Below are 16,840 nucleotides of genomic sequence, written 5' to 3'. Positions count from 1 at the left end.
TGATATCCCAGCCTTCTGCTGTATGATCCTTACCGTCATACTTATCTGTCTGCTGTGTACCTGTAATAGTTACTGTTACAGGAAGCTTGGTGATTGTAAGTGTTCCGTCGGTTACAACCCATTTATCAACTGTAAATGCATCTGTATTAAGCGTAAAGCTCTCGTTTGTAAGTCCCATAGGGTATGGTCCAACATTCTTACCAGTTACGCTTACTGAATCAACTGATCCGCCGCCATTTGCAAGGATAATATTATCCTTAGTAAGGCCTTCAACATCATTTCCATCCTCGTCCTTGATACTTACAGACTTAACACCTGTAAGAGTCTGATCTTCTCCGGTGTATGGACGAGAGTCGTCCTTAGCCTCGATTGTAATAGTAATTTTAAGCTTGGTATAAACAATATTGATTACCTGAGGATTTGTAATCGCTCCGGACTCATCCTTAATGTCTGCCTGAACATCATAGTTATTGTTATCAACAACTCCGCTCTTATATCCAAGCGGTTTCTTCCAGTCAATCTGACCCTGAGCTGTTCCGGACTCAATAACTACTGTATACGGAAGATCTACAGTATAAGTCTTAGTATCAAGAAGTGTTCCCTCGGTACTATCCTTATAATAATTTACAGTATATGTTCCTTTTTCTCTTTCCCAAACGGCATAGAGATCATTACCAACTCTCACACCATCCACAAGAGTTGTATTAAGGTTATTAGCTGCAATCTTTTGACCTGCATTAACAAATACTGTTCCAGCTGCAGCATCTTCTTGGGTCTTAGCCCATCCAATAAACTTATAACCTGTATATGAGAATCCGGCATCTGCTGCAGAAAGCGCAATTACACCTTGATTCTTCTTAAGTTCTTCTTCGCCTACAGGAATAGTATATGTAGCATCTGTTTCGTTATTTGCATGGTATGTAATAGTTGTAGTTTCAGAAGATCCCTCTTTACCATATTCTTCATACTGAGCATAAAGAGTAACCTTACCACCAACTATTATTGATGGGTCGATAACAAAACTATTATTTGGATACAGCATTGTGCCGGAATTATTGACCTTCCAGCCAAGGAATGTGAATCCCTTTTCGATTGTCGTAGGAGGACCTGCAACTACTACTGCAGAATTCTTGTAGTACTCATATTCGTCCTCGGGTGCACCACTTCCGTGTCCGTTTCCATCGTACGTAATACCAACAGTACCTGGGCTTCTCCATCTAGCTGTGAGGTTTACATCTTCTGCAATTTCTCCATAGCCATAGGCAAAGTTTGTCTTATCATCAAACCATCCAACCAGTTCATAACCGGCTTTTGTAGTCTTCTCAAGTGATGTCTTGCTGAGAATTGTCTTATAATCTACGTCAAAATCAGCCTTCTGTCCTTCTGGAAGAGTACCGTCATCAGGATTGAGGTGAACGTGATACTGAACCGGTGTGTAATAAGCGTACAGTACCAATTGGGAATCAGGCATCGTGCTACTCCAATTAAATGGTACCTTACCACTCTTATCCTGGAACCATCCGGCAAACGTATAGCCCTCTATATCATCTAATTTAGGAGCTATGTCCTTATATGTTGAAAGGTTCTGCTCAAACGGAACAGATGCAAACTTACTGTTAACATCAGTAACTTTTGTTGTAATTCCATTGAAGTTGTCATAAAAGTCAATAGAGTGACGGTTTCTCTTATAATAGAGTTTCATGGTTCCGCCAACGCTAACGTTTGCCGTACCATTCCAATATGCTGGTGAAGAGTCAAGTTTTGAATATCCCTTAATATCCATGAACTCTTCTGCCTCAGTCGATTTCATTCCGCGTTGCCATGGTAACGGAACAGACCTTAACACCTTAAAGCCAATTCCATTATGATTTGTTGCAATTGTATCCCCTTCAAGGGCTTCAACATAGTATATAAAGGTAGCATAACCATCCGGATCTTCATTATAATATGTAAATGTAATATTCTCTGGAGGCATATTAACAATGTAATCCAGATACGTGCCTTCTTTGTATGTTTGGCTATCTGAATCTACTTCCCAACCATTTCTATATGTTGTATTTCCTACCTTTATTGGAAAATTACCATATATGTTGACGCCATATCTAGCTGTTATAGTAGTAACTTCACTATATGAAGTGATCCATCCACCTTGTTTTTTTCTAAAAGTAAGAGTATAAGTCTCTCTGTCAAAATACAGATTTACTACAGTATCACCCTTAGCTCTGATAATAGTTGTAGACTTATTATCCTCGCCATAAACAATTGTCTTTTTGGAAGCATTATACTTAAATCCTTTATCAGGATGATCTATATAATCACTGAGCATATCATCAGTAATCACAGTATCTGTCTTGCCTTCGAGTGAATAGCTTGCCTTATAGTCGTATTTTGACTCTTCTTCTGCCTGCTGCTGCCAAATAATTACTGTATACTTAGTTTTTGTCTTAGGTGTCCACTTAGCATACAGAGTAATGTCTTTTGACAGAGTTCCATCCCAATTAAAGGCTGAAGATTCTACAACTTCGCCTGGGTTTGCGCCTGCCTTTTCATACCATCCGCCAAAATCATAGCCTGGTCTTGTAGGATCATTTGGCTTGGATCCAATTGCAGCTTGTCCTTCAAATACAGCCTTAGGGCCGGTGTAGCTTGCGCCACCGCCTGATCCGCCATCATTCTCATCAAAACGGATCCAATATCCCTTTACAACAACAGCATATACATAATGATCCTTTGAAGCATCAATTTCCTTAACTACAGTTCTTGTATCCGGATTAGGCTTAACTTTATCAGTTGTCCAGCCCTTGAACACTTCTTCTGCTTCATCCGGTGTATATGTTTCTTTCTCTAAATTAATCTTGGTACTCTGTCCTGTCGTAACAGTGAGTTTCTTAACCTGAACTACTTCGCCCTTATATCCAATGAAAGTAACATAATAGGTTGTCTTAATGTCAGCATAACAATTGATAACTTCACCGGAAGTAACGTTACCTACTGTTGTAAATTCAACTTTAGTTTTCTGTCCATCCTTCTGATAGTACCATCCAAGGAATTCCTCGTCTTGTTCAAGTGGTGGATATCCTGGATCGTGAAGAGTCTCTCCCTCTACTACAATCTGGGTATTATAAGGCTCAGCATCGCCTTCTTTAGTATAGAAATTGTAAGTAAGAGTTGCATGAAGGTCCTGTGACTGATCTTCTGTTGATCCATTATTTGCTACAACGAATACAGAGAACTGAGTTGAATTAAAGCTTACAGCTGTAGCTTCCTTAGTATCATCTGCAGGATCTGAATTGGCATCCTGAGTAGAGATGGTTGCATTGATTTCCTCAACAACACCATCATGCTCATGAATAACGCTGAACTCTTCACCCTCGATAGCATCATCCAAGGCAAGTTCAACATGTACATACTTACCGTCTGCAGGCTGGATCTCGCTTCTTACTCCATCCTCATTAGTATAGTAGAAAGTAATGTCGACGCCCTTAGCCTGTGTAGCATTTTCCATTACCTGCTGAGCAGTCTCAAGGGCCTGTGCATCAGAAACAGGATTGATCTCTACTTCTGTTCCCTTAGGGAATACGCCTATTTCAGCCTTTACAGATACAACCATTCCGCCCTTATGCACATTATTAGCTTCGATTCCGGGCATCTTGTCTGCAATATCTTCCTCAGCGATGAAGTTAGCTGTAAATACAGCATCTGCTTCAAGACCTGATGGCACAAATGTTGCCTCTGTGCAGACCTGATTACCATCAGCGTCTGTCCAGTCTACAAATGTATATTCGTCGTTCCAAGCCTCAGCTTTTGCGCCTTCAAACTTGGCATCTTTCTTATTGATATCAACAGTTTCTTTTGATTTAGAAACGCGTCCGCCCTTTGTAGACTTATAGGTTACGGTAACGAGCTTTTCTTTCACTTCTGCTGAAGTAGCTGCTGTTGCTGCCTCTTCTGCAGTTGTAGCCTCTGTAGCCGCCTCGGCTGTGGTAGCTTCTGTAGCTGCTTCAACCGTGGTAGCCTCTGTGGCTGCGCCTGTATTATCAGCAGCTGCTGCATCGCCACTAATTGTATCGCCGGTATTTGCAGCATCATCCCCTGCTGCACCAGCTTCTGACGCTGCGGCATCATCTGCTGTTGTTTCAGGATCTGTATTTTCCTGAGCCGGAGTCTCTGACTGCTGTCCCTGGTTTTCAGGCTGTTGATCCTGATTCTCAGGTTGCTGGTCCTGATTCTCGGACTGCTGATCCTGGTTCTGTCCATCCTGATTATCCTGCTGAGCATCAACAGTATTATCACCAATGTCCTCAAGCAGTGTCAGCTCTTCTTCGCTTCCAACGGCAAATGCTCTTGTGGAAGCCCAGTCGCTGCCAAATGTGGTAACAACCAGTGCAAATGCCAGAAGAATTGCAAGTGATCTGTTCCATTTCTTTAACATAAAAAATCTCCCTCCGTTAAGAAATAAAAAATCATGATGCTGAATGTTTCTGAGTTTCCTGCTGTGCTGACCCGGCCTTAGCCATAGCCTCATGCATAAGATTCATGAGTTCAAGCGTACTTCTGAAGTTAACACGTCTGTTCTCTTCAGCCCAGGTCACTCGGCCCTGCCAAGTGTTATTTTGACAGTACTCGATTTTCACTATGAAAGTTCCTTTCCCATTGCTAGTCGTTGGGTTGTCATCGTTTTGAATACTTTTATTCTTCATTACGTTTACCCTCATAAATGAGATTATAGAAAAGCGACAATCATATAACTCATCATATTTGTATTAAATTGTGAACTTTTTTTCACAATTGATACTCACAATTTTAAACAAATTTTCACATGATGAACACATATTAATAATTAAGTTTCATTAAGTTTCTCTAAATAAAGTATAAAATGCAGACAGAGCCACTACATATAGCAGTGGCCCTGTTTTTTGATTCCATATATTCAAATGTATTTCATACAATTTACGATAACGTTTTCGGGTTTTTACAATATTGCGAAATATTATTTCTATATTTCCGCAAACAAAAACGACGCTGGATTTTCATCTCAGCGTCGTTCATAATTTGTTTACAATAAATTAAAAGAATGGTTACTCAGAATCATCTTTTAGACATATCCTCTTGTTAATATAATATTGTCAGATGAGTTAAGACAATACCAATTTTAAAAAACTTTTTCATAATATGCCAGGTAAGGAAGCTTACCTGGCATCCTCCCTTTTATAGGGACTTTTTTTATTTCTGGAATTATTTAGCGCTTCCCTGAAGGAAGTTCTCCATATCAGCAACTGCTGATTCCTCATCAGATCCATCCGCAATAACAGTAACGGTTTCTCCTGAGTTAAGTGTCAGAGTCATCATACCCATGATACTCTTTGCGTTAACCTTTTTAGACTGAGCTTCAATATGAACAGTACTCTCATATTTGCTTGCAAGCTGAACAAGCTCTGCAACAGGTCTTGCTTCAAGTCCTCTAGGCAACTTGATTTCGATAGATTTTGTGATCATAATTCCCCTCCTGAATCTAACCTAAAACTTTACTTTCCCTTTATCTTATCTGCGAGTTCACTTAGTTTCCTAAGTCTATGATTAACTCCCGATTTACCAACGACCGGATCAAGGAACCGCCCCAGTTCCAGTAGTGTTGAATCAGGATGTTCAAGCCTGACTTCTGCCATTTCTCTTAAGGATACAGGAAGATTTTCAAAACCGTAATGGTCTCTCAAATAGGTGATATCCTCAATCTGCTTGGTTGCAGCATTGACAGTTTTGGTGATGTTTGCGACCTCGCAATTAACTCTTCGGTTAATGGAGTTACGCATTTCCTTGACAATTCGGAGGTTCTCAAGGTTCATAAGGCTGACAGGAGCTTCCATTATATTAAGAAGATCTACAATTCCTGCTCCTTCCTTAACATATAGAACGAAATACTTTTTCCTGCGAACTATCATGGCCTTAATATCAAAAGACTCTATCATTTCCTTAAGGTTTTCTGCCTGCTTCTGACTATCACAGACATATTCAAGGTGATAACTCTTTTTAGGATCGCTTATTGATCCCAAGCACATGAATGAGTCTCTTAAAAAAGCTCTTTTACAACAAGAATTCCTTGTAACCTGTGGACTAATACCCTGGCTGATGTCTCTTATGGATCCATCAGACTCTATCATACGAATAGCCCCCAGAATCTTGTTTAATATCTTCTGATCAGCTATCACAGGCCGATAAATGCGGCCATTTTCCTTAATACTGGGGGTATCCTCCAAAATGCTAGTTCCTATATTAAATGCTTTTTTTAATAATGTAAAGAACTTTCTAACCACCAGCTGGTTGTCATCCTGCAAATAAAGCACATAATCTGTGCCTTCTGTGGCTCTTATAACCCCTGCGCCGTCGATGATTGCAGCTATCTCAGCAAGCTGACAGTGCCTGGAAGATCCTATGTGTTTAGACAGTTCCTCTTTTACTTCAAGAGAAAACGACATATATTGTTACTCCAATAGACCAATTTATTTGGCCTGTTTAACGTCCCTATGCAGGAGCTTGATACCGTAGTTGCCTCCGGAAGCCTTGAGTCTGTCATAGAGCTCATTTGCTATAGTTACGCTTCGGTGCTGTCCTCCGGTACATCCAATTGCCACAACAAGCTGATACTTGCCCTCCTGGACATATCCGGGAATCAAGAACTGCAGCATGTCTGTGAGCTTATCCAAAAATTCTCCACAGGCTGGGAAGCTCTTAACGTAGTCCTGAACTCCCTTATCATTACCTGTCTGATGCTTGTACTCATCAATATAATACGGATTAGGAAGGAATCTTACATCAAATACAAGGTCTGCATCAGATGGGATTCCATATTTAAATCCAAAGGAAAGGATTGTAACCATCAGAGAGTTATAGCTCTCATTTTTAACAAAGATTCTATCAAGCTCTTCCTTAAGTTCTCTTGTCAAAAGATTTGACGAATCGATGACATAGTCTGCTCTTTTCTTGACCTCAGCAAGAACTGCTCTCTCTTTTGCAATTCCTACTTCAATCCTGTTTCCAACGTCATTCACGTTCATGGGGTGAACACGTCTGGTCTCTTTATATCTTTTTATAAGGACCTGATCACTGCAATCCATGAAAAGAACTTCTGTGGGAATTCCCTTTTCCTTCATGGCATCGATCATTCCTGCCACTTCTTCAAATGCCTGACCGGCTCTTGCATCTATTCCCAAAACCACCTTGCTGATTTCATTTTCAGGCATGGTGATCAGTTCTGCAAATTTCTCGATTAGAGATACCGGTAAATTATCAACGCAGTAATAGCCTGCATCCTCCAGCATGTGAATAGCTGTTGATTTGCCTCCACCGCTCATTCCGGTTACAATTACAAATCTCATAGTCCCGACCCTTCTTGGCATCCGTTCGCGTAATGCCAATTATTTGATAAATCTATGATTTAGAACTTGCCTAACAATATAACTTCAGGTTCCAATTTAACTCCAAAGTCATCAAAAACTTTCTTCTGAACATCGCAGATAAGTTTGTAAATATCTTTGGAAGTTGCATTGCCCTTGTTAATAACAAATCCGCAGTGCTTATCTGAAACCATCGCTCCGCCTACAGTATAGCCGCGAAGGCCTGCATCTTCAATAAGTTTTCCGGCAAAATATCCTTCCGGTCTCTTAAATGTTGATCCTGCACTTGGATACTCGAGAGGCTGTTTTTCTTTTCTCTTAAGGGCCAGTTCCTGCATACCGGCAGCTATCTCGTCCTTGTCACCCTTAGTAAGTTCCAAAAGAGCTGACACAACAATGAAGTCCTTACCCTTAAGGGAGCTGGTCCTATAGCCGAATCTGAGAGCCTCGTTATCTAGTCTTATGACTTCTCCCTGAGGTGAAAGAGCTCTTACCTCCTTGGTAATAAGCTTCATTTCTCCACCATAAGCTCCGGCATTCATTATCATTGCACCGCCTATGGTTCCTGGAATTCCTGCCGCAAACTCAAATCCTGTAAGGGAGTTATCCCTTGCAAAGGCGGCAATCCTGGAATTCATAGCTCCTGATTCCGCGTAGATCTTTGTTTCGTCCTCTAATCTAATATCGGTGAATTTTTCAGTAGAAATAATAGCTCCGTCATATCCTTTGTCAGAAACAAGCAGATTACTGCCATTTCCAAGGACATAATAAGGAACTTCTGCTTTTCTAAGAAGCGCTACAGTGCTTTTAAGCTGCTCCAGATTCTTAGGTCTTATAAACAAGCTTGCAGGCCCACCAGTTTTAAACGTGGTGTGCCTGCTCATTTTTTCATTGGTATTCATTTCCAGATCAGGATTGATCTGTCTTAGTACTTCTATAATATCCTGGTTCAAAAGAATAACACTCCCATATATTAGTAAAGTAGCATCTTGGCTGCTCCGTAAACGCCTGCATCGTTACCAAGCTTAGCAAGAGCAAACTTTACATCTTTACAGCCTGGGAATACATACTTTTCAAAGCTTGGCTTCAAGAGATCAAACAAAACTTCTCCCGCTCTTGATACACCACCGCCAAGTACGATGATCTCAGGGTTAACAACGCTTGCTGTAATAGCAATACCCTTGCCGAGATAGTAACCATATCTCTCTGCTATCTGCTTAGCCACTTTGTCGCCTTTCTTGGCTTCATCGAATACATCCTTGCACTGGAAGTTGTCGATATGTCTAAGAGCACTGTCCTCATCAGTAGCAGCTAGGATTCTCTTAGCAAGTCTTACTGCTCCTGTTGCGCTGGCATACTGCTCAAAGCATCCATGGTTGCCGCATCCGCATGCATCAGGCTCTTCATCCTCAAGATGGATGTGTCCGATCTCTCCGCCTGATCCCTTGGATCCTGCAAGAATCTTGCCTTCGTTAATGATTCCGCCGCCAACACCTGTTCCAAGAGTTACAAGGAGCATGTTCTGATAGCCCTGTCCGCCACCCTTCCATGCTTCTCCAAGTGCTGCAACATTAGCATCGTTACCGGCCTTAACAGGAAGCTTTAACTTGGAGTGGAGCTCATTAACTACGTTATATCTCTCCCAGCCAAGGTTAACTGCCTGATAGCAAAGGCCATCTACGTTAACGGCTCCGGGAACACCGATTCCTGCGCCGATTACTTCTGTATCTTCGATTCCTCTTTCCTTCATCTTGGCTCTGATGGCATCTGCCAAATCAGACATGATAAATTCACCATTATTCTCAGTTCTGGTAGGAACCTCCCAGAAGTCTACTTTCTCTCCACCCTCAGTAAGTAAGCCGATCTTGGCAGTTGTGCCGCCCAGATCTATGCCGAATACGTATCTAGCCATCTTTTTTCTCCTCTAAAAAAATTAATCCTCGTCATCATCGTCGTCACTGCGTCTGCGTGCGAGAGAATTCTGAACTCTATTGTAAAGCTCCTGAGCTGCATTGTAGCCCATAGCTTTCTGTCTGTGGTTAACTGCTGCCGATTCACAGATAACAGCAAGGTTTCTACCGGGACGAATCGGAATACGGTGGCAAACTATCTTGTTGCCAAGGTACTCTGTATATTCCTCTTCCAGACCAAGTCTGTCATACTCTTTATCTTTATCCCAGTCCTCAAGCTTGATAACAAGATCGATTGTCTGTGTTTCTCTTACGCTTGATACACCGTAAAGTGTCTTAACATCAATAATACCAACACCTCTCATCTCAATGAAATGCTTGGTAATATCAGGTGCTGTACCAATAAGTGTCTCTTCACTGACTCTTCTAAGCTCAACAACGTCATCGGATACGAGACGGTGTCCTCTCTTGATAAGCTCAATAGCTGTCTCTGACTTACCAATTCCGCTCTCACCTGTGATGAGAACGCCGACACCATAAATATCAACCAATACGCCGTGGATTGAAATGCATGGTGCAAGCTTAACATTAAGCCATCTGATGATTTCAGCCATGAATGAAGATGTTGATTTCTTGGTAATAAGAACCGGAACTCTTTCCTCAATGGCGATCTTTATGAAAAGAGGATCTGGGGCAAGCTCTCTGCAGAATACAACTCCCGGAATATCGAATGAGAGGAATTCTCTGTATTTCTGTTCCTTCTCATCCTCAGGAAAAGATTCCATGTAAGTATATTCTACGAATCCGATAACCTGAAGTCTTGTAGCTTCGAAATGCTCAAAATATCCTGCCAACTGAAGGGCCGGTCTGTTGATATCCGGCTGACTGATCCTGATTTTCTTGATATCAAGCTCCGGAGTCAGGTTTTCAAGCTTCATTTTCTCTATGATGGTTTTAAGACTTACGCTTGCCATTGTGTCCTCCTTTTATATGTAGTGATGATGTTACGGATTGCTTCACTTCGTTTTCGCAATCCTACAAGCATTCGGAAATCGATATGCTAATATACATTCGCATATCTTTTTTCCTCATCCTTGTTCGGTCTTCAAGGTCATATGTTGCATTGTGCAAGCACAGCAACCTATGACTTTGAATTCCTATATCATCACATGTTTACGTTAAACAAGTTACGAAGTTCGTTGACGATATCTTCTGTATCAGCGTCGATACAAACGGCCTCGTTGATTTCTGAAAGTGACTTAAGGTCTGCCTTATCAGATTCACTCATCTCATAACCTATAGTATATACCGAAATTCCAAGTCCACCAACTATTGGAGTAATTCTTTTAAGTTCGTAGCCTGCATTCTGTGCTCCGTCGGAAAGAACGAAGAGCATCATGTTTGCATCCGGAACTTCCTTGCTCTTTTCAAGAAGCATCTGCATTCCGACAAGAACAGCATCGTATGTGGCAGTCTGTCCGCCTACATCAAGGTCTTTTACCGCACCACTAAAGTAAGCTCTCTGCTTGTTATCAAACTGAGCGATTGGAAGGTTGATGTAAACCTTATCACTGTAGCTTACAAGTCCGATATAGCTGCTTGAGTCAATGTACTGCATTGTATTAAGAAGTGAGTTCTTGAGGGCCTTGATACGTGTGCCATTCATAGAACCTGAAATATCTGTTACAAATACTGCGATTGTAGGACGTGTACCATTCTTGTTGGTCTTCCAAACTTTCTGAGCTGAGAGATAATCGCCACCTGTCATGCCGTAGTTCTCTGAAACGTAATCCTCGTGGAGGTTAAAGCCTCTCTCTGTAGCCATTTCCTGGCTCTCTGATGATAGACAAAACTCTACAAACTGCTTAGCTACTTCAAGTTCCTCTTCATCTGTCCAAGGGAATGAATATACAGGGTGATCATGACGAACACCTGCAGGTGTATAAACATAGTTCTTGAGCTCAGGTGTATTGATATAGGTCTGCTCTTCCATTACCATTGCATCGATAATTCCCTTTGCAGCTGACTCTTTAAGGATTGATGTTGTATAAGCTGCTGTAGGAGCGTTGTTCTGATACTGAATAAGCTGATCAACCGCATTGTTTGAAAGTGGATTTGTGTTATCAAATGCATAGAGCATAGAGCAAAGGATGTTCATACCTGTTGCTGATGTATAAGGGTTTGTATAAGCAAATACCAGATCTCCTGCAATTGCTGCCTTAAGAACGCCATCCACAGTTACTTCGCCATACTTCTCAGTATAGGAATCATATACCTCTTTTGACATAAGGATTCCTGCTGTGTTTCCGGCAACTCTGTCAGTAAGCTTGGTAGCTTTGATTCCGTTTGCCACAAGCATCTCACCCCACATGTCGTTGGATGGGATGTAAAGATCAGGCTGGTATCCGCCCTCTGTGATATAAGTAAGTGTTTCACCTGATGAAATCTTTCTGATTGAAACTGAAACACTCTTGCCATTTACTGTATAGCCGGCCTTGTTGAACTTCTGTCCAACAGCAACAAGCCACTCGTCAGGATATGACTTACCGCTAAACTCTGAAGGAGCAGCGATTTCGATATTGATGCTGCCGCTTCCTGTAAGCATCATATCGAATGTATCGATATCAGCAAGTGAATCTGCGACTGAAGCATCTGACATGTCCACATCAAGTCTTGCAGGGACTGTAGATGGATTGATCTTTCTATAGAATGTGTTAAGCTCTGCTACAGCATCGTCATAGCTAAGTGCGCTGTTAAGCGTATTGTTGTTTGTTACGTTGTTGGTACATGCAGTAAGTGATAAAGCAAGCACTGCAGCAAGCACCCCTTTTAAGAATCTGTTTTTCTTCATTATATTAGTTCCTCCCCAAAAAACTTCCATTTTTTAATATATGATTATCAATTATTATCTGATAGTCTTGTGCATCAGTCATATGTATGTCTCAGAGACTGTCCGATTGCATCGGCGTAGTCCTGGATCATAGTAACAGCGTCGGTATCCTCGTTCTGTTCGTTGGTGTATCTTGCAAGCTCCAAAAGGAAATCCTTGGCATTATTGAGAAGCTCATTATTACTCTGAATAATCTTGTCAGCTTCTGTGGTGAATTCACCTGATGTCTCAAGAGCCACATAAAGGTTAACAACACCTCGGCAGTTGTGATAAAGAGCATTTCTAGCCTGGGAAATAATTCCCTTCATGCTCTCGAACTCGGTCATATCGTTGTATACGAAGAGCTTGTCGTTTCTCTCTACAAACTCGTCCATATCATCCATCTCTTTTAACAGGATGTTTCCAACAGGAACGAAGTCAACTTCTTCCTCCATGAGCTGTTTAACAAGGCCACGGACGTCTTCCTTCCTCTTGCGGGCCTCTTCCTCCTCTGCTGCCTTCTGAGCCTCAGCGTTCTTCTTGGCTACGCTGGCGTTTCTGATATTACTGATAAGCGGAATAAGAGTTGTAAGAGCTCCCGCTCCGATTACAGCAACACCGGCAATCAAAAGAATTCTGAAAATCCCGATTCCTATATTAATGATAATTTCTGAACCATTAGCTCCTATAATTGCTGCTATTGCTACCCCTGCTGCAAGAGTTATTATTCCGGGCAGCGTACTTTTTTTCTTCATAATTGATATCCATCTCCCTTTTCTATCATTGCTAAGAGATTAACTACGTCAAATGTCTTTTTCTGCTTCTGAGCAAGTCCAAGCTTGTCCTTGGCAACCGAGGCTCCGTCCATCTGAGCATCTATGGACTTAAGATATGTCTCTAATGTGGCCTGAGCGTGCTGGATCTGTACATGTGAAAGCTGCAACGACTGTGTCACATCTTCTCCCTGTGCATTAGCCTGGTCGATCAGCATCTCCAGCTTGTCGTTGTCTGCCTTGACTGACTCATACAACTTGGCAAAAGAGTTCTTGCATACCTTGAGCTGAAGCATGTATGCGTTTAGTCCCTTGATTGCCGAACCAATCTCATTTGCCTTGGGGGCTATTGCCATCGCATATCTCTTTTGTAAACTATCAATTTTCTCTGGATAATCTGCTATTTTCTTTTGTAGCAGTATGATTTCCGGATTTAACATTGTACTAATTAAAAAATATTTCCTCTCAACAATCTGTGAGTTATTATATATTATTCGCCAGAATTTTTCACCCATAAAACGAGTGGTACTTTTCGATAATAATAATTTGCAACATTATCAAATTTTTCCTCGGTTACAAGTTCAATATTCTCAACACTGCAAAGCTTTTTTATTTCTTCGATTGTGTCGCCTTCCCTATTTATATATAGAACATAATAGGTCTCATCCTCCCTGTATAGATGATACCTTTTCACTTCACACATATGGGAGTATTTATAGTTCTTGGCTATTTTCTTTAGCTCAGCTCTGTCCTCTTCCGGAAATTTGTCCAGAAGCTGCGGTCTACTAGCCAAATTGGCTACATGCTTCTCGTAGTAAGCATCACATATAAGCTCAAGCTGTGCATCATCTCCCAGCATATAAAGGTATTCCGTATTATGATCCCCATCTATCTTATGATGGAAATGAATTCTTCCGTCAGGTGTTATCTCAACCTTATCATTGATTGAGATGCTGAATGCAGTGCCATAATCAATGTTATCTTCACTGCAGACAAACGGTACCAGTATATGTCCTTCAGCTTTGTAATCACTGTTATAAACCGTGAATCTCACAATTCCGTGTTCATTCTTTTGAAGTGCATAGGAACTTTCCACACTGTAATATCCATTATCTCTGGCAATGGAACTAAGGCTCTTCTCAACATTTTTTACACTGTTTCTATTATCCTCCGGAAGCTCATAGAGTTTCTGCCACATTTCCTCGGCTTTCAACATGAATTCATCGTCGCAGTTTGCAGGATTACCGATTTCTTCACTGACAACAAATTCTGATTTGCTGATAAGCATGTCATCTATCAATTTGTTGTCGGATCTGACCTCTGACAGGTCAGGAAACTCTGTTTCATCATAAGATATTTTCGTAAAGGCAATGTCTACAATGATGTTTCTACTTCGATGTTTGGTATCTACCGTACCTACTTCATGGGTATCATAACTGCCGGTAATATAAATGTCCTCTAATTTGTTATTGTTAAGGCAAAAAGAGTATGTGGCTTTTTCGACATCGCTTTTGCCATCGCAGTTCTTTACAAGCGGCATTCCGATGAACTTTGTATTTCCGGAAAGGGTAACATCAAGATAATACACACCTTCATCCCCATGGGTACAAGTTGATATATCCACATTGTCAAGCTCTGTTGGAATAACGCTGTCGAAATTTATCAGTGTTTCTAAAGACTCGTCTCCTTCATAAGTAAAATACTCACTAGTCTTCCCATTTTCAGTGATGAAATACCTGCAAAACTTTAATTTGCTGCTGGTATCTTCACTCGAGAGTGAAACACTATTTGTATTAGTATCAACTTCCTTTTCAAAATCCCCGGAGTAGACCTCTATGATATTGTCAACATCTTTATAGTATCTTTCGAAGATGATAATTCCGTCCTTGCTCTCTTTGTTGTCCCAGTATTTTCTTGTTCCGCTATTTGATTCACTGGAGTCACGGTTGCTATAGGAATAGTCTGCCTCTACCTTGACGTACTTTGCACAAGCATAATCTTCATCTGCTGCCTCAAAAAGCTTTCTTATTGTGGTCTCATACTCACCGACAACTATAGGCTCGTCCAAAGGAATTACCGGTTTTTCTTTTTTTGTAATCCCGGGCACTCCTCCGATTTGTTTGTATAATCCCAGAATAACTACAATAGCTATCACAATATAAATGATTAGTGCGAGAGTTGTTTTTTTGCTTTCCATTAACTATCTAAATTCCAATTTCTAATTACTATAAAAAGAGCTGTTTCCTTATTTATCATATAAACAACTGAAGGAATATTTCTTGTTGCAAATTCTAAGGGTTTCAGGCTCTATCATCACTCATCTTTTTGGTGAAAAAAATCATGAATCTGCCTTGCGACATTCTCAGGAATTTCAGGTACCTGTGACAGTTCTTCCACGCTGGCGTTCTTAATATCCTCAATGGATTTAAAGGCTTTCATAAGGGCTTTACGCCTCGATGGTCCGATTCCCGGTATATCATCGAGAGAGCTCTTTACCTGGGCCTTGGAACGAAGAGACCTGTGATACTCTATGGCAAATCTGTGAGCTTCATCCTGAATTCTGGTAATGAGCTTAAATCCCTCTGATCTTGTGTCTATCGGAAGTTCCACATTGTTGAAATAAAGTCCTCTGGTCCTATGGTTATCATCCTTGACCATTCCACAAACAGGAATATGGATTCCAAGCTCATCAAGAACCTGAAGACAGATATTGACCTGTCCGCGGCCACCATCCATGAGAATCAGATCCGGGAACTTGGTAAAGCTGCCGTACTGCGCATCAATATCCCTTACTTCCAGGTCGTGTCTTTCCTCAATACCATGAAGGAGACGCCTTGTGAGAACTTCATGCATGCAGGCATAATCATCAGGCCCCGCAACAGATTTGATGCGGAACTTTCTGTAGTCGCTCTTTTTGGGCTTACCCTTTTCGTAAACCACCATGGATCCTACATTTGCAAAGCCGCTGATGTTTGAGATATCGTAGGCCTCCATACGGTTAAGTCCCTTGATACCAAGAAGGTTCTCAATCTCTTTTACAGCGCCTATTGTTCTGCCTTCTTCTCTCTTAATCCTCTCCTTATCCTTGGAAAGAACAAGCTCCGCATTCTGAGTGGCAAGCTCCATGAGCTTTTCCTTCTGACCTCTCTCAGGAACTGTGATGTAAACTCGGCTTCCCTTTCTCTGGGATAGCCACTTTTCTATAATCTCCATGTCCTCTATCTGCTCAGGAAGCATAAGCTCTCTTGGGATAAAAGGAGTTCCGGCATAAAACTGTTTAACAAAGTTAAGCAGAATCTCTGCCTGGGGATTTTCTGACACGTGGGTCATATAGAAATGCTCTCTGCCGATAAGCCTTCCGTCTCTTACAAAGAATACCTGAACCACTGCATCCTTATCATCTGACGCAATGGCAACTATATCCTTGTCCTCCATGGAGGAATCTGTCATCTTCTGTTTCTGAGCAACCACCCTGACGCTGGCAAGAAGATCCCTATACTTGGCAGCCTGCTCAAAATCAAGTTCTTCTGAGGCTGCTTCCATCTTCTGTTCCAACTCTTTAATTATGGTGTTGTAATTACCATTTAGAAATTCTAATGCCTTATCTATTCGCTGCCTGTATTCTTCCTTGGTAACCTCTCCTGTACATGGGCCGCAGCACTGCTTCATATGATAGTTAAGGCAAGGCCTCTCAAGGCCGATATCCCTTGGAAGCACTCTGTTGCAGGTTCTAAGCCCATATAATTTGTTGATCAGTTCAATGGTATCCTTAACTGCTGCCGCGCTGGTAAAGGGCCCGAAGTATCTGGATTTATCTTTTTTCATAAGTCTTGAGAAAAGAACTCTCGGGTAATCCTCAGATACTGTGACCTTGATGTAGGGATAGGTCTTGTCATC

13 protein-coding genes are annotated in these 16,840 nt (G+C 41.4%); all 13 read right to left on the bottom strand.

The window, feature by feature from the left end; translation table 11 throughout:
• Nucleotides 1-4,432, bottom strand: a 4,432-nt coding sequence (locus G613_RS0117280) for an InlB B-repeat-containing protein (RefSeq protein ID WP_029675064.1), incomplete at its 3' end; no start/stop codon positions are given.
• Nucleotides 4,433-4,463: 31 nt separating this feature from the next.
• The gene (locus G613_RS0117275; protein ID WP_029233769.1) at nucleotides 4,464-4,700 is read right to left on the bottom strand and encodes a hypothetical protein; all 237 of its coding nucleotides are present in this window, start codon (nucleotides 4,698-4,700) and stop codon (nucleotides 4,464-4,466) included.
• A gap of 535 nt (nucleotides 4,701-5,235) precedes the next feature.
• Nucleotides 5,236-5,496 (bottom strand): HPr family phosphocarrier protein, encoded by a 261-nt coding sequence (locus tag G613_RS0117270; RefSeq protein ID WP_029233768.1) that lies wholly within the window; start codon nucleotides 5,494-5,496, stop codon nucleotides 5,236-5,238.
• 29 nt (nucleotides 5,497-5,525) lie between these two features.
• Nucleotides 5,526-6,473 (bottom strand): DNA-binding protein WhiA, encoded by a 948-nt coding sequence (gene whiA / locus G613_RS0117265; RefSeq protein ID WP_029233767.1) that lies wholly within the window; start codon nucleotides 6,471-6,473, stop codon nucleotides 5,526-5,528.
• 24 nt (nucleotides 6,474-6,497) lie between these two features.
• Complete coding sequence (rapZ, locus tag G613_RS0117260; RefSeq protein WP_029233766.1) at nucleotides 6,498-7,373, bottom strand: RNase adapter RapZ; 876 nt, start codon at nucleotides 7,371-7,373, stop codon at nucleotides 6,498-6,500.
• Nucleotides 7,374-7,432: 59 nt separating this feature from the next.
• On the bottom strand, nucleotides 7,433-8,344 hold the full coding sequence (murB, locus tag G613_RS0117255) for a UDP-N-acetylmuramate dehydrogenase (protein WP_029233765.1): 912 nt from the start codon (nucleotides 8,342-8,344) through the stop codon (nucleotides 7,433-7,435).
• 20 nt (nucleotides 8,345-8,364) lie between these two features.
• On the bottom strand, nucleotides 8,365-9,303 hold the full coding sequence (locus G613_RS0117250; RefSeq protein ID WP_029233764.1) for an ROK family glucokinase: 939 nt from the start codon (nucleotides 9,301-9,303) through the stop codon (nucleotides 8,365-8,367).
• A gap of 21 nt (nucleotides 9,304-9,324) precedes the next feature.
• On the bottom strand, nucleotides 9,325-10,275 hold the full coding sequence (gene hprK / locus G613_RS0117245; protein WP_029233763.1) for an HPr(Ser) kinase/phosphatase: 951 nt from the start codon (nucleotides 10,273-10,275) through the stop codon (nucleotides 9,325-9,327).
• A gap of 191 nt (nucleotides 10,276-10,466) precedes the next feature.
• On the bottom strand, nucleotides 10,467-12,152 hold the full coding sequence (locus G613_RS0117240; protein WP_029675062.1) for a vWA domain-containing protein: 1,686 nt from the start codon (nucleotides 12,150-12,152) through the stop codon (nucleotides 10,467-10,469).
• Nucleotides 12,153-12,226: 74 nt separating this feature from the next.
• On the bottom strand, nucleotides 12,227-12,925 hold the full coding sequence (locus G613_RS0117235) for a hypothetical protein (protein WP_029233761.1): 699 nt from the start codon (nucleotides 12,923-12,925) through the stop codon (nucleotides 12,227-12,229).
• Nucleotides 12,922-13,299 (bottom strand): hypothetical protein, encoded by a 378-nt coding sequence (locus tag G613_RS0117230; protein ID WP_029233760.1) that lies wholly within the window; start codon nucleotides 13,297-13,299, stop codon nucleotides 12,922-12,924. The genes G613_RS0117235 and G613_RS0117230 overlap by 4 nt, the downstream gene beginning before the upstream one ends.
• Before the next feature lie 134 nt (nucleotides 13,300-13,433).
• The gene (locus G613_RS0117225) at nucleotides 13,434-15,140 is read right to left on the bottom strand and encodes a hypothetical protein (protein WP_029233759.1); all 1,707 of its coding nucleotides are present in this window, start codon (nucleotides 15,138-15,140) and stop codon (nucleotides 13,434-13,436) included.
• A gap of 116 nt (nucleotides 15,141-15,256) precedes the next feature.
• A partial coding sequence (uvrC, locus tag G613_RS0117220; RefSeq protein WP_029233758.1) for an excinuclease ABC subunit UvrC occupies nucleotides 15,257-16,840 on the bottom strand: 1,584 nt, incomplete at its 5' end.

This window comes from Butyrivibrio sp. VCB2006 (assembly GCF_000420945.1).
GTDB lineage: Bacteria > Bacillota > Clostridia > Lachnospirales > Lachnospiraceae > Butyrivibrio.
Note: the sequence above shows the minus strand (reverse complement) of the source record. Positions and strands in the feature narration are given on the sequence as shown.